This window comes from Streptomyces sp. NPDC000134, assembly GCF_042899225.1.
Lineage (GTDB): Bacteria > Actinomycetota > Actinomycetes > Streptomycetales > Streptomycetaceae > Streptomyces.
This window is the reverse complement of record NZ_JBIAZN010000004.1, coordinates 72,190-85,286: the sequence shown is the minus strand read 5'-3', so window position 1 is coordinate 85,286 and position 13,097 is coordinate 72,190. Positions and strand designations below refer to the sequence as shown.

Genomic DNA, 13,097 nt, shown 5'->3' with positions numbered 1-13,097 from the left:
CCGCACCATGAACAGACGTGTATGGCATGGGCATGCCATGAAGAGGGCGACCGTTCTGGCGGGCTGCACGGCCGTCGTGCTGAGCCTGGCCGGCGTCCCCGCCCAGGCCCACGGCCACCACCGCGACCCCGCCCGGCAGACGCTGCCGGCCGGGGACGGGTGGGCCGCCCAGGGCACCGGCACCACCGGCGGGGCCGCCGCCGAGGCCGGACGGGTGTTCACCGTCAGCACCTGGGCCGAGTTCAAGCAGGCCCTGGCCGTCCAGGGCACCGCGCCCCGGATCATCAAGGTGAAGGGCACCATCGACGCCGTCTCCGAGGGCTGCGAGGCGTTCGCCGTACCCGGCTACGACTTCGACGCCTACCTGGCGAAGTACGCGCCCGGGACCTGGGGTCTGGACACCGATCTGAGCGCCGAGCCCGACGACAGCCCGGAGGGGCTGCGCCGCGCCTCCGCCGCCCGGCAGGACCAGGCCATCAAGGCCGGCGTGCCCGCCAACACCACCATCGTCGGCGTCGGCCGCGACGCCGGCCTCAAGGGCGCGAGCCTCCAGATCAAGGGCGTCGACAACGTCATCGTCCGCAACCTGGCCTTCGAGAGCCCCGTCGACTGCTTCCCGCAGTGGGACCCGACCGACGGCGCCAAGGGCAACTGGAACTCCGAGTACGACAGCGCCGTCGTCTACGGCTCCACCCATGTGTGGCTGGACCACAACACCTTCACCGACGGCGAGCACCCGGACAGCGCCGCCCCGACCTACTTCGGCATGCTCTACCAGCAGCACGACGGGCAGTTGGACATCGTGCGCGGCGCCGACCTGGTCACCGCGTCCTGGAACGTCTTCACCGAGCACGACAAGACGATCCTGATCGGCAACAGCGACAGCGAGTCCACGGCCGTCGGCGACCGCGGGCACCTGCGGGTGACCTTCCACCACAACCTGTTCAAGAACCTCGTCGAGCGCGCCCCCCGGGTCCGCTTCGGCCAGGTCGACGTCTACGACAACCACTTCGTGGCCGGCGACGACTACTCCTACAGCTTCGGCATCGGCAAGGAGTCCGCGCTGGTCGCCGAGCACAACGCCTTCACCCTGCCCGCCGGGATCAGCCCCGCGAAGGTGCTGAAGAGGTGGAACGACGCGCCGGTGACCGCCGCCCACAACCGCGTCAACGGCCGGACCGTGGACCTGATCGCCGTGCACAACGCGGAGATCCCCGCCGAGACCCTGCGCTCCGGCGCGGGCTGGACGCCGACCCTGCGCACCAAGGTCGACCCGGCGAAGGCCGTCCCCGCCCTCGTCGGCCGCGGCGCGGGCGCGGGCAAGCTGCGCTGACGCACCCCCGAACCGGGCCGGGGCGACCGCACCGCCCCGGCCCACCCGCGCCCCGAAGGAGCACCCGCATGCACCGACCTCCCCTGACCCGCCGGGGTTTCCTCCTGGCGACCGCCGGCACGGGCGCCGCCCTCGCCCTCACCGCCGGGCCCGCCTCGGCCCGCCCCCGCCCGTTCGGCCGGTACGGCTCCCCGGCCGCCCGCCGCACCCCGAAGACCCTCTACGTCGACCCGCGCGGCCGGGGCGACTTCACCTCCGTGCGGGCCGCCGTCACCGCCGCCACCGGCAGCGGATGGACCCTGGTCCTCGCCCCCGGCACCTACCGCGAGACGGTCGCCGTCGACGCCACCCGCACCGACACCACCTGGATCGGCGCCTCCGAGGACCCCCGCGACACCGTCATCGTCTACGACAACGCCGCCGGCACCCCCAAGCCGGACGGCTCGGGCACCTACGGCACCAGCGGCTCGGCCACCACCACCGTGCAGGCCGACGGCTTCACCGCCCGCTGGATCACCTTCGCCAACGACTGGCTGCGCGCCGACCACCCCGACTACACCGGCACCCAGGCCGTCGCCCTCAAGGCGCAGGGCGACCGCACCGCCTTCTTCCACTGCCGGTTCCTCGGCCACCAGGACACCCTGTACGCCGACACCCGCGCACTGGACCACTTCGCCCGCCAGTACTACGCCCACTGCTACGTCGAGGGCGACGTCGACTTCGTCTTCGGCCGGGCGACCGCCGTCTACGAGCGCTGCCACTTCCGCACCCTGGTCCGCACCGACCTGGCCGCCGCCCCGTACGGCTTCGTGTTCGCGCCGTCCACGGCGGGCGCCAACCCGCGCGGCTACCTGGTGACGGACAGCAGGATCAGCAGCGAGGCCCCCGACGGCTACTACAAGCTGGCCCGGCCCTGGGTGCCCAGCTCCGACCTCACCGCCCGCCCGATGCTCACCGTCCGCGACACCCACCTCGGGGCGGGCATCGACGCGGTCGCGCCGTACGCCGACATGCGGGACGCCTACCCGTGGCAGGAGCAGCGCTTCCGGGAGTACCGCAACACAGGTCCCGGCGCCGCGGTCACCGTCCCCGAGAACCGGCCCCGGCTCACCCGTGCCGAGGCCGCCGCACACACCCGCCGGGCCTACCTCGGCGACTGGCGGCCGGATGCCCGCTGAGCTGCCCGGTCTCCACCCGGCGCTCATGGCGGAGCTGACCTTCCCGCTGGCCTGGGGGAGCGCGCCGGTCCGGGACTTCGCGCGGTGGCGGAGGCTGGCCCGCGCCAAGGTCGAGGAACACCTCTTCGTCGACCGGCAGGACGCCACGCCGTACGCCCCCCGGTTCTCGGCCCGCGCGGACGGGGACGGCTACCGGCGGGAGCTGGTCACCGTCTCCCTCACCCGCTACGCCCGGGTCCGCGGCGCCCTGCTCACCCCGCACGGCCCCGGGCCCTTCCCCGCCGTGCTGCTCCTGCACGACCACGGCTCCCGCTTCGACATCGGCAAGGAGAAACTGGTTAGGCCCTGGTACGACGGCACCCGGCGCGGCGCCGCCGAGGAGTGGGCGGCCCGGCACTTCGACGGCCGCTTCCCGGGCGACGAACTCGCCCGGCGCGGCCATGTGGTGCTCTGCTTCGACGCCTACGGCTGGGGCGACCGCGAGCCCCTCGCCTACGAACGCCAGCAGGCCCTGGCGAGCACCCTGCTGCACCTCGGCAGCTCGCTGGCCGGGCTGCTGGCCCGCGAGGACGAACGCGCCGCCGGGTTCCTCGCCTCCCTCGACCGGGTGGACGCCCGGCGGGTCGCCACCCTCGGGTTCTCCATGGGCGGCTTCCGCGCCTGGCAGACCGCCGCGCTCAGCGACGCCGTCACCGCCGGGGCCTGCGTCTGCTGGATGTCCGGCCTGAAGGGGCTGCTGGTGCCGGGCGGCAACACCCTGCGCGGCCAGTCGGCGTTCCACCTGCTGCACCCCGGGCTGGCCCGGCACCTCGACCTGCCCGACGTGGCGAGCATCGCCGCGCCCAAGCCGATGCTGTTCCTCGGCGGTGCCCAGGACCCCCTGTTCACCGCCGAGGGCGTCCGCACCGCCTACGACAGGCTGCGCGCCGTCTGGGGCTCCCTGGGTGCGGCCGGCCGGCTGCGAACGGAGCTGTGGCCGGACACCGGCCACGCCTTCCCCGCGCGGATGCAGGACGAGGTGTTCACCTGGCTCGCCGCCCAGCCGTAGGTGACGTCAGAGGCATTCCTTGCGTGGCGGAGGGGGAAATCCTTCGCTCCCTGGTCGCCGCCCGCCGGGAAAGGGTCGCCGTCCGATCAAGGACTCCTCACGCGAAGTCGCCCGCCACCGACAGGCGTTCGGAACCGGCGGTCCCGGTCGCGGCGTACCGGTCGCCGTACGCGTCCCGGGTGGGGCCCCGGTGGTCGTACTGCCCGGCGAAGACCCACTCGCCCGCCGGGACCGTGCGGCCCTCCTTGAGCGTCCAGGTGTAGACCAGGAAGCCGTCCCGCTCGGCGACCGTGAAGGCGAAGTCGTCCTCGGGCAGCGACCGCCAGGCGCCGGTGGAGGCCACGCCGCCGTTCAGCGCCACCCGCAGCTCCACGGTGAGCGCGGTCAGTTCCGCGGAGGTCTTGAGGGTGACGTTGCTCTGCGCCCAGTAGTCGTGGCTGCCCGGGTCCACCGAGCCGTCCGACCACAGCGGACCGTCCGCCACCCCGGGGGCGGCCGGCGGCCGGACGGTGGACGCCTCCTCTTCGGGGGTCCGCGCGGCCCCGGTCTCCGGTGCCGGGGGGGCGGGCGGCGCGGCGGCCCGGCCGGTGGCGTCCGCCGTCGCGGTGCGCGAGGGCGTCGGCTCGGGGGCCGGCGGCGGGGCGGCGGACGCGGAGGTGGCCGCCGGGGTGGGGGAGGCGACGACCACGCGCTGCGGGGGAGCGTCGTCCCGGACCGCGGCGGCGACCCCGAAGCCGCCGGCCGCCAGCACCCCGGCCACCGCGGCCGTCGCGCCGGCCACCCGGGCCCAGCCCGCCGCCGGCCGGGGCGTCCCGCGGTGGCCGGGCCGGTCCTGGGCGGCCATGCCGCGCTCCACCCGGGCCAGGATGCGGGCCCGGTCGGGTTCGTGCGCGCCGGCCGCCTCGTGCAACCGGGCGCGCAGTTCCTCGTGCAGGTCGCCTCGCGCGGTCATCCGGTCCCTTCCGCGGTGCTGCCCGTCCGTGCGATCGCCGCGTGCACCGTCCGCGCCGCCTCCCGGCCGCCGAGCCGCCGCTGCAACTCGGCCATCCCCTTCGACGTCTGGCTTTTCACCGTACCCACCGAGACACCCAGGGCGAGCGCGGTGTCCTTCTCCGAGAGGTCGAACGCGTGCCGCAGCACCACGCAGGCCCGCTTGCGGAACGGCAGCCCGCGCAGCGCCTCCTGCACGTCGACGACGCCGGGCACGTCCGGGTTCTCCGCCCTCTCCTCGCGCTGCGACCAGAACAGGGCGATCCGGCGGCGCTCGCGCACCGCGCTGCGCACCCGGGTGCGGGCCAGGTTGGCGACCACCCCGCGGGCGTACGCCACCGGGTGCTCGGCCGCGCGGACCCGGTCCCAGCGGTGCCAGAGCGCCAGCAGGGCGTCGGCCGCCAGGTCGTCGGCGCTGTCCCGCTCGCCGGTCAGCAGGTGGGCCAGCCGGGCGAGTTCGGCGTAGTGGCGCTCGAAGAAGGCGTGGAACTCCGCGGAGGCCGCGTCGTCGGCGACTGTCCTCACGGGCGTCTCCCCTCCCGGCGGCGGACCCGGCGTCGAACAGCCGTACGCCGGGCGGGACCGGCACTGTAGCAGCGTCCCGCCCGGGGCCGTACGGCGCGTCGAACGCCGTGTGGCCCGCCGAACCCGGTTTCCGCCACCCGGGGAGCGCCCCGCTAGCCGGTCAGGGCGGCCTCCATCATCGCCTTGGCCACCGGCGCCGCCAGGCCGTTGCCGCTGACCTCCGAGCGGGCCGCGTCGGACTGCTCGACCATGACCGCCACGGCCACCTCCTGGCCGGTGGAGGACTCGGCGTAGGAGGTGAACCAGGCGTACGGCGTCTTGCTGTTGTTCTCGCCGTGCTGGGCCGTGCCGGTCTTGCCGCCCACGGTCACGCCGTCGATCCGGGCGTTGGAGCCGGTGCCCTCCTCGACCACCGTGCGCATCGCCGAGCGCAACTGCCCGGCGGTGGAGGAGCTGACGATCCGCTGCGTGTCCGCGCCCTTGTCGTAGTCCTGGAGCACATCGCCGCCGGCGTCGGTGGTCCGCGACACCATGTGCGGGGAGACCAGCTTGCCGTCGTTGGCTATCGCCGCCGACACCATGGCCATCTGCAGCGGGGTCGCGGTCACGTCGAACTGGCCGATACCCGACAGGCCCGTCTGCGCCTCGTCCATGCCCTTCGGGTAGACGCTGGGGTAGGCCCGCACCGGCACGTCCTGCGTCTCGTCGTTGAAGCCGAACTTCTCGGCCATCGCCCGCACCTCGTCCTGGCCCAGGTCGACGGCCATCTTCCCGAACACGTTGTTGCACGAGTACCGCAGCGCGGTGCGGATGGTGGCGTTCTCGCAGGGGGCGTTGGGGTTCTCGTTGGACAGCGGGGTGACGGTGCCCGGCAGCGTGTACGGGTCCGGGCTGTCGGTCGCCTCGTCCACCGAGCCGTACAGCCCGTCCTCCAGCGCCGCCGCCGCCACGACCAGCTTGAACGTGGAACCGGGGGGCAGCGGTTGGCGCAGCGCCCGGTTGGTGAGCGGCTTCTCCGCGTCCCCGGTGAGCCGCTTCCACGCCTTCCCGGCGGTGTTGGCGTCGGTCAGCGACGACGGGTCGTAGGACGGGGTGGAGACGACCCCGAGTATCTTCCCGGTCTCCGGGTCGATCGCGACGGCCGCGCCCTTGGTGTCGCCGAGCGCCTCGAACCCGGCCTTCTGCACCGCCGGGTCGATCGTGGTCACCACGTCGCCCGGGTCGGCCCGCCGGCCGGTGACGGTGTCCAGCACGCTTCTGAGCCGCGGGTCGGTGCCGTTGAGCAGGTCCTGGTAGATGCCCTCCAACTGGGTGGGAGCGTACGCCTGCGAGGCGTAGCCGGTCACCGCCGCGTACAGCTCGCCGTCCTGGTACGTGCGCTTGTACGCGAGGTCGCCGGTGGTGGTCCGGGCCGAGCCGGTGACCGACTCGCCGGCCACGACGATGTCGCCGAGCGGCTCGGCGTACGTCTCGATCGCCCGGCGCCGGTTGTCCTTGTCGTCCGCGAGGGCCTGGCCTTCGTAGAACTGCACCCAGGTGGCCCTGACCAGCAGAGCGAACACCAGGAACAGCGTGAAGACCGCCGCCCGCCTGATCGTCTTGTTCATCCCGCCGACAAGACGAACGAGTCCCGGTGATTCGTTCCCGTCCACCCGGGTCCGGGACGATTTCTCATCGTCCGTTCATGTCGCGCTGCCGCCGGCCCGGGATCAGAGCCTTCTGGTGGCCAGGGTCAGCCGGTCCCGGGCGTCGAACAGGGCGTCCTTGACCATCTGCTCGTGCGCCGGGGTCAGCCGCGCCACCGGCACCGAGCAACTGATGGCGTCCCGCGCGGGGGTGCGGTAGGGGATCGCCACGCCGAAGCAGCGCAGCCCCAGCGTGTTCTCCTCGCGGTCCACGGCGAAGCCCTGCTCGCGCACCTGGTGCAGCTCCTCGATGAGCTTCTCCCGGTCGGTGATGGTGTGCTCGGTCAGCGCCGGCAGCGTCTCCGGCAGCAGCTTGCGGACCTGCTCGTCGGAGCAGGTGCTGAGCAGGGCCTTGCCCAGCGAGGTGGAGTGGGCGGGCAGCCGGCGGCCCACCCGGGTGAAGGGGCGCAGGTAGTGCTGGGACTGCCGGGTGGCCAGGTAGACCACGTTGGTGCCGTCCAGACGGGCCAGGTGGATGGTCTCCGTGGTGTCGTCGGAGAGCCGGTCCAGCGTCGGCCGGGCCGCCGCGACCACCTCGTCGCCGTCGATGTAGGAGGTGCCGACCAGCAGCGCCCGTACGCCGATGCCGTACCGCGTGCCGGTGGCGTCCGTCTCCACCCAGCCCAGCTCGACCAGGGTGCGCAGCAGCATGTAGAGGCTGGACTTGGGATAGCCGACGGCCTCCTGCACCGCGGCCAGCGAGTGCATGCCGGGGCGCCCGGCGAAGTACTCCAGCAGTTCCACCGTCCGCACCGCGGACTTGACCTGCGCTCCGCCGCCTGTCTCGCCTGCCGACATCGCCCTTGACCCCTTCGTTGGACGGGAAATAGTCTCCTACGTATTCACCCATAGAGACAGCGTTCAGTATATCGAACGTCCCTAGATCTGGAGGGACCCGCGGTGGCAGCAGCACCAGTCTGGAGCGTCGACCCCCGTACCGGGAAGCAGCGGGAACAGGTCGCGGTGGAGGCCACGGCCCAGGAGGTGGACGCCGCCGTCCGCGCCGCGCACGCCGCGCGGGAGGCCCTCGCGGACCGCGCCGTCCGCGCCGCCTTCCTGCGCACGGCCGCCGACGAGCTGGCGGCCGCCAAGGAGGGCCTGGTCGAGGTGGCGGACGCCGAGACCGCCCTCGGCCCGGTCCGGCTCGGCGGCGAACTCGCCCGCACCTGCTACCAGTTGCGGGCCTTCGCCGGCATCGTCGACGAGGGCGCCTTCCTCGACGTCGTCATCGACCACCCCGACGACACGGCCACCCCGCCCGTCCCCGACCTGCGCCGCTACAAGGTGCCGCTCGGGGTCGTCGCGGTCTACTCGGCCTCCAACTTCCCCTTCGCCTTCTCCGTCCCCGGCGGCGACACCGCCAGCGCCCTCGCGGCCGGCTGCCCGGTCGTGGTCAAGGCCCACCCCGACCACCCGGCCCTGTCCGAGCTGGTCGCCGCGGTGCTGCGGCGGGCCGCCACCGCGCACGGCATCCCCGAGGGCGTCCTCGGCCTGGTGCACGGCTTCGAGGCCGGCCTGGAGCTGATCAAGCACCCGCTGGTCGCCGCCGCCGGGTTCACCGGTTCGGTGCGCGGCGGACGCGCCCTGTTCGACGCCGCTGCCGCCCGCCCGGTCCCGATCCCCTTCCACGGCGAACTCGGCTCGCTGAACCCGGTCGTCGTCACCGAGGCCGCCGCCGCCGAACGCGCCGAGGCGATCGGCACCGGCCTGGCCGGGTCGATGACCCTGGGCGTCGGCCAGTTCTGCGTCAAGCCCGGCCTGGTGCTGGTGCCGTCCGGCGCGGCCGGCGACGGCCTGGTGAAGTCCCTGACCGACGCCGTCAGCGACACCGACGGCGGGGTGCTGCTCGACCACCGGATGCGGGACAACTTCGTCGCGGGCGTCGCCGAGCGGGCCGCGCTGCCCGACGTGGAGGCCCCGGTGACGCCGGGCGCGGGCGGCGAGCACAGCGTCAGCCCCGGGTTCCTGACCGTGCCGGCGGCCCGGCTCGCCGCCGAGGGCGAGCACGACCTGCTGCTGGAGGAGTGCTTCGGGCCGGTCACCGTGGTCGCCCGCTACCAGGACGAGACGGAGGCCAAGGCGGTCCTGTCCCGGCTGCCGGGCAACCTCACCGCCACCGTCCAGCTCTCCGAGGCGGAGGCGGCCGGCCAGGGCCGGGGCACCGAGATCCTCGCCGAACTCACCCCGCTCGCGGGCCGCGTCCTGGTCAACGGCTGGCCCACCGGCGTAGCCGTCGCCCCCGCCCAGCACCACGGCGGGCCCTACCCGGCGACGACCTCCACCTCCACCTCGGTCGGCGGCACGGCCATCGAGCGGTGGCTGCGCCCGGTCGCGTACCAGAACACCCCGGAGGCGCTGCTGCCGCCGGAGCTGCGCGACGACAACCCGCTGGGGCTGCCGCGCCGGTTCGACGGGCGACTGGAGCGCCAGGACCGGGCCGTATAAGGCCGGCTTGGGGAAATCGCGCGGATTTAACGGATGGACGAGGGGTCCCGGGGGCCGCACAGTAAGGCCATGGAGACCTTCGAGACCCTCGTCCGTGCCGAGTTCGACCCGAAGAACACCTATCTGAACACCGCCAGCCTGGGCCTGCTGCCGGCCCGTACGGTGGCCGCGATGCGGGAGGCGATCGCGTCCCTGGCGGCCGGGCAGCCCTCCGACATGTTCGCCGACGTGGAGGCGGCCCGCGCCGCCTTCGCCCGGATCGCCGGGGTGCCCTCCACCCGGGTGGCCGCCGGCGCGTCCGTCGCCGTCCACGGCGGCCTGATCGCCGCCGCGCTGCCCGCGGGCGCCGAAGTCCTCACCGCCGAGGGCGACTTCGCCTCCCTGGTCAACCCCTTCCACGCCCGCGGCGACCTCAAGGTCCGCGCGGTGCCGCTGGAGCGGATCGCCGAGTCGGTCGGCCCGGACACCGCCCTCGTCGCCGTCAGCTCCGTGCAGTCCGCCGACGGGCGGCTCGCCGACCTGACCGCGCTGCGCGAGGCCGCCCGGACGCACGGCGCGCGGACCTACGTGGACGTCTCCCAGTCGGCCGGCTGGCTCCCGCTGGACGCCGGCGGCTTCGACTTCGTCGCGCTCGTCGCCTACAAGTGGCTGCTCTGCCCGCGCGGCGTCGCCTTCCTCGTCGTCCCCGAGGACCTCGGCGGCCTGACCCCGCTGTTCGCGGGCTGGGCGGCGGGCGAGCACCCCTGGCGGAGCACCTACGGCCCGGTCACCGAGTACGCCCGCTCCGCCCGGCGGTACGACCAGAGTCCCGCGCTGCTGTCCTACACCGGCGCCCGGCACTCCCTCGCCCTGGTGGAGGAACTCGGCGTGGCGGCGGTGGGCGCCCACGACCTCGCGCTCGCCGACCGGTTCCGCGCCGGGCTGGCCGCGCTGGGCCACGAGCCGGTCGCCGCGCCCGGCTCCGCGATCGTCTCGGTGCCCGGGGCGGGCCACCGCCAGGCCGAGCTGAGCCGCGCCGGCATCGAGGTCGCCGACCGGGCGGGCAACCTCCGGGCCGCCTTCCACGTCTACAACACCGCCGCCGACGTCGACCGGCTGCTGGACGCGCTCTAGAACACGGACACGTACACCTGCACGAAGACGTACACCTGCACGAAGACGTGCACGGACACGACCGGGCCGGTGCCTCCCGTCCCGCAGGGTCCGGGGCACCGGCCCGCCGGCCGTCTCGGGCAGTCACCGCACCGGGGTGAAGTCCCGCGCGCCGATGAACTCGGGCCGGCGTACCGGCGCCGCGAAGGGCTCCACCGCCGCGTTCTCCACGCTGTTGAAGACGATGAAGACGTTGCTGCGGGGGAACGGCGTGATGTTGTCACCGGAGCCGTGCATGGCGTTGCAGTCGAACCAGGTCGCCGAGCCGGCCTTGCCGGTGAACAGCTTGATGCCGTACTCCGAGGCCATCCCGGTCAGCGCCTCGTCGGACGGCGTGCCCGCGTCCTGCATCTGCAGTGACTTCTTGTAGTTGTCCTTCGGCGTTGCTCCCGCGCACCCGAGGAAGGTCTTGTGCGACCCCGGCATGATCATGAGCCCGCCGTTGGTGTCGTAGTTCTCGGTCAGCGCGATCGAGACGGACACCGTGCGCATCCGGGGCAGCCCGTCCTCGGCGTGCCAGGTCTCGAAGTCGGAGTGCCAGTAGAAGCCGCTGGCCCCGAAGCCCGGCTTGACGTTGATCCGCGACTGGTGGACGTAGACGTCCGAGCCGAGGATCTGCCGGGCCCGGCCGACCACCCGCTCGTCGCGCACCAGCTCCGCGAAGACCTCGCTGATCCGGTGCACCTCGAAGACGGACCGGATCTCCTGGGACTTCGGCTCCACGATCGCGCGTTCGTCGGCGCGCACGCCCGGATCGCTCACCAGCCGGTTCAGCTCGTCCCGGTAGCCGGCGGCCTCGTCCTCGGTGAGCAGCTCCTGGACGGCGAGGAAGCCGTCGCGCTCGAAGGAGTGCAGGTCGGCCGGCCGGAACGGCCCCGGCGCGTCGGGGGCGCCCCACACGACCGGGTCCTGGCGGGGGGTGGCCACCTCGGTGGCGCCGCGGGTGGGGTACAGATCGGTGACGGTGGTCAGGGTCACGGCGGACTCACACCTCCTCAGGCTCGGTGAGCAGCGGATAGACGCCGTTCTCGTCGTGGTCCTCCCGTCCGGTCACGGGCGGGTTGAAGACACAGATGCAGTGGAAGTCCTCCTTGACCTTGAGCGTGTGCCGCTCGTGGCCGTCGAGGAGGTACATGGTGCCGGGCGTGATGCGGTACGTCTTCCCGGTCTCGCGGTCGGTCAGCTCGGCGTCGCCCTTGGTGCAGACGACGGCCTCGATGTGGTTGGCGTACCACATGTCGGTCGAGGTGCCGGCGTAGAGGATCGTCTCGTGCACGGAGAAGCCGACCCTCTCCTTGGCCAGGACGATGCGCTTGCTCTCCCAGGTGCCGGACGCGCTCTTCACGTGCCGGTCGGTGCCTTCGATCTCCTTGAACGAACGGACGATCACGGTGCTGCGATGCCTCCTAGGTGGGTGTTTCGCGGGACGCGCGGCCGCCGGGTCAGACGGTCTCGCGGACGGCGCGGGCGAGGATCTTCATGCCCTCGTCCAGCTCGTCGGGGGTGACGGTGAGGGCCGGGAGCAGCTTGACGACCTCGCTCTCCGGGCCGGAGGTCTCGATGAGCAGCCCGAGTTCGAAGGCGCGCTTGGCGATCCGGCCGGCGCGTTCCTTGTCGTGGAACTCGATGCCCCAGACCAGCCCGCGGCCCCGGTACTCCTTGATGTCGGCGAGGTTCTCCTCGGTGATGGAGATCAGGTGCTGTTCGAGCTGCTCGCCGCGGGTGCGGGTCTGCTTCTCCATCGCCGAGCCGTCCGCCCAGTACGTCTCCAGGGCGGCGGTCGCGGTGACGAAGGCGGGGTTGTTGCCGCGGAAGGTGCCGTTGTGCTCGCCCGGCTCCCACACGTCCAGCTCGGGCTTGAACAGGCACAGCGACATGGGCAGTCCGTAGCCGCTGATCGACTTGGAGACGGTCACGATGTCGGGGGTGATGCCCGCCTCCTCGAAGGAGAAGAACGCGCCGGTGCGCCCGCAGCCCATCTGGATGTCGTCGACGATCAGGAGCATGTCCCGCCGCTCGCACAGCTCGGCCAGGGCGCGCAGCCACTCGTGCCGGGCCACGTTGATGCCGCCCTCGCCCTGCACGGTCTCCACGATCACGGCGGCCGGCCGGTTCAGGCCCGAGCCCTGGTCCTCCAGGAGCCGCTCGAACCAGAGGAAGTCCTCGACCGTGCCGTCGAAGTAGTTGTCGAACGGCATGGGCGTGCCGTGCACCAGCGGGATGCCGGCCCCGGCGCGCTTGAAGGCGTTGCCGGTCACGGCGAGGGAGCCCAGCGACATGCCGTGGAAGGCGTTGGTGAACGACACGATCGCCTCGCGGCCCTTCACCTTCCGCGCCAGCTTCAGCGCGGCCTCCACGGCGTTGGTGCCCGTCGGGCCCGGGAACATGACCTTGTAGGGCAGGTCGCGGGGGCGGAGCACCAGGTTCTGGAAGGTCTCCAGGAAGCGGCGCTTGGCGGTGGTCGACATGTCGAGTCCGTGCGTGACGCCGTCCCGCTCCAGGTAGTCGATCAGCGCCCGTTTCAGCACCGGGTTGTTGTGCCCGTAGTTCAGCGATCCGGCTCCGGCGAAGAAGTCGAGGTACTCGTGGCCGTCCTCGTCGTACATGCGACTGCCGTGGGCGCGGTCGAAGACGGTGGGCCAGCCGCGGCAGTAGCTGCGTACCTCGGACTCCAGGGTCTCGAAGACACTCAGGTCGGGCTGGGTGATGGTCACGACGAAACGCTCCTCGTGGGTGAGGGG

General features: G+C 73.0%; 12 protein-coding genes. 5 read left to right on the top strand and 7 right to left on the bottom strand.

Annotated elements, in window-relative coordinates; genetic code table 11:
• Positions 1 to 7: 7 nt before the first annotated feature.
• From ACFY32_RS07330 to ACFY32_RS07320, 3 genes are all read left to right on the top strand, one after another.
• Complete coding sequence (locus ACFY32_RS07330) at positions 8 to 1,333, top strand: pectate lyase (protein ID WP_359200622.1); 1,326 nt, start codon at positions 8 to 10, stop codon at positions 1,331 to 1,333.
• 68 nt (positions 1,334 to 1,401) lie between these two features.
• Positions 1,402 to 2,511, top strand: coding sequence for a pectinesterase family protein (locus tag ACFY32_RS07325; protein ID WP_390673644.1), 1,110 nt, complete (start codon positions 1,402 to 1,404; stop codon positions 2,509 to 2,511).
• A complete protein-coding gene (locus ACFY32_RS07320) occupies positions 2,501 to 3,559 on the top strand; it encodes a dienelactone hydrolase family protein (RefSeq protein ID WP_390673643.1) in 1,059 nt (352 codons plus the stop codon). The genes ACFY32_RS07325 and ACFY32_RS07320 overlap by 11 nt, the downstream gene beginning before the upstream one ends.
• 97 nt (positions 3,560 to 3,656) lie before the next feature.
• Here ACFY32_RS07320 and ACFY32_RS07315 read toward each other — a convergent pair whose 3' ends face one another.
• The 4 genes from ACFY32_RS07315 to ACFY32_RS07300 form a co-directional block, all read right to left on the bottom strand.
• Positions 3,657 to 4,511 carry a hypothetical protein gene (locus ACFY32_RS07315; RefSeq protein ID WP_390673642.1) on the bottom strand — a complete coding sequence of 285 codons (855 nt, stop codon included), beginning with the start codon at positions 4,509 to 4,511 and terminating at the stop codon, positions 3,657 to 3,659.
• Positions 4,508 to 5,074, bottom strand: coding sequence for a SigE family RNA polymerase sigma factor (locus ACFY32_RS07310; protein WP_390673641.1), 567 nt, complete (start codon positions 5,072 to 5,074; stop codon positions 4,508 to 4,510). The genes ACFY32_RS07315 and ACFY32_RS07310 overlap by 4 nt, the downstream gene beginning before the upstream one ends.
• 152 nt (positions 5,075 to 5,226) lie before the next feature.
• Positions 5,227 to 6,681 carry a peptidoglycan D,D-transpeptidase FtsI family protein gene (locus ACFY32_RS07305; RefSeq protein ID WP_390673640.1) on the bottom strand — a complete coding sequence of 485 codons (1,455 nt, stop codon included), beginning with the start codon at positions 6,679 to 6,681 and terminating at the stop codon, positions 5,227 to 5,229.
• A gap of 102 nt (positions 6,682 to 6,783) precedes the next feature.
• Entirely contained in the window at positions 6,784 to 7,557 is a 774-nt protein-coding gene (locus tag ACFY32_RS07300; RefSeq protein ID WP_359200609.1) for an IclR family transcriptional regulator, read from the bottom strand.
• Positions 7,558 to 7,659: 102 nt separating this feature from the next.
• Between ACFY32_RS07300 and ACFY32_RS07295 the strand changes: the two genes are divergently transcribed.
• Both ACFY32_RS07295 and ACFY32_RS07290 read left to right on the top strand, forming a co-directional pair.
• On the top strand, positions 7,660 to 9,204 hold the full coding sequence (locus tag ACFY32_RS07295) for an aldehyde dehydrogenase (NADP(+)) (protein ID WP_390673639.1): 1,545 nt from the start codon (positions 7,660 to 7,662) through the stop codon (positions 9,202 to 9,204).
• A 33-nt stretch (positions 9,205 to 9,237) separates the two neighbouring features.
• Entirely contained in the window at positions 9,238 to 10,317 is a 1,080-nt protein-coding gene (locus ACFY32_RS07290; RefSeq protein WP_390673638.1) for an aminotransferase class V-fold PLP-dependent enzyme, read from the top strand.
• Between the two features lie 123 nt (positions 10,318 to 10,440).
• On the opposite strand, the gene thpD is transcribed toward ACFY32_RS07290, so the two are convergent.
• From thpD to ectB, 3 genes are read right to left on the bottom strand one after another with little or no spacing between them, the layout of a single operon-like run.
• Entirely contained in the window at positions 10,441 to 11,334 is an 894-nt protein-coding gene (gene thpD / locus ACFY32_RS07285) for an ectoine hydroxylase (RefSeq protein ID WP_390673637.1), read from the bottom strand.
• Positions 11,335 to 11,341: 7 nt separating this feature from the next.
• The gene (locus ACFY32_RS07280; protein ID WP_359200601.1) at positions 11,342 to 11,746 is read right to left on the bottom strand and encodes an ectoine synthase; all 405 of its coding nucleotides are present in this window, start codon (positions 11,744 to 11,746) and stop codon (positions 11,342 to 11,344) included.
• Between the two features lie 52 nt (positions 11,747 to 11,798).
• Positions 11,799 to 13,070: a diaminobutyrate--2-oxoglutarate transaminase gene (gene ectB / locus ACFY32_RS07275; RefSeq protein ID WP_390673636.1), complete on the bottom strand. Its 1,272-nt coding sequence runs from the start codon at positions 13,068 to 13,070 to the stop codon at positions 11,799 to 11,801.
• Positions 13,071 to 13,097: the final 27 nt, after the last annotated feature.

What these genes read in the sequence shown, in the direction of transcription:
- ACFY32_RS07330 (WP_359200622.1), top strand. Translation starts at nt 8, where the DNA reads ATGAACAGACGTGTATGGCATGGGCATGCCATGAAGAGGGCGACCGTT.
- ACFY32_RS07325 (WP_390673644.1), top strand. Translation starts at nt 1,402, where the DNA reads ATGCACCGACCTCCCCTGACCCGCCGGGGTTTCCTCCTGGCGACCGCC.
- ACFY32_RS07320 (WP_390673643.1), top strand. Translation starts at nt 2,501, where the DNA reads ATGCCCGCTGAGCTGCCCGGTCTCCACCCGGCGCTCATGGCGGAGCTG.
- ACFY32_RS07315 (WP_390673642.1), bottom strand. Translation starts at nt 4,511, where the DNA reads ATGACCGCGCGAGGCGACCTGCACGAGGAACTGCGCGCCCGGTTGCAC.
- ACFY32_RS07305 (WP_390673640.1), bottom strand. Translation starts at nt 6,681, where the DNA reads ATGAACAAGACGATCAGGCGGGCGGCGGTCTTCACGCTGTTCCTGGTG.
- ACFY32_RS07300 (WP_359200609.1), bottom strand. Translation starts at nt 7,557, where the DNA reads ATGTCGGCAGGCGAGACAGGCGGCGGAGCGCAGGTCAAGTCCGCGGTG.
- ACFY32_RS07290 (WP_390673638.1), top strand. Translation starts at nt 9,238, where the DNA reads ATGGACGAGGGGTCCCGGGGGCCGCACAGTAAGGCCATGGAGACCTTC.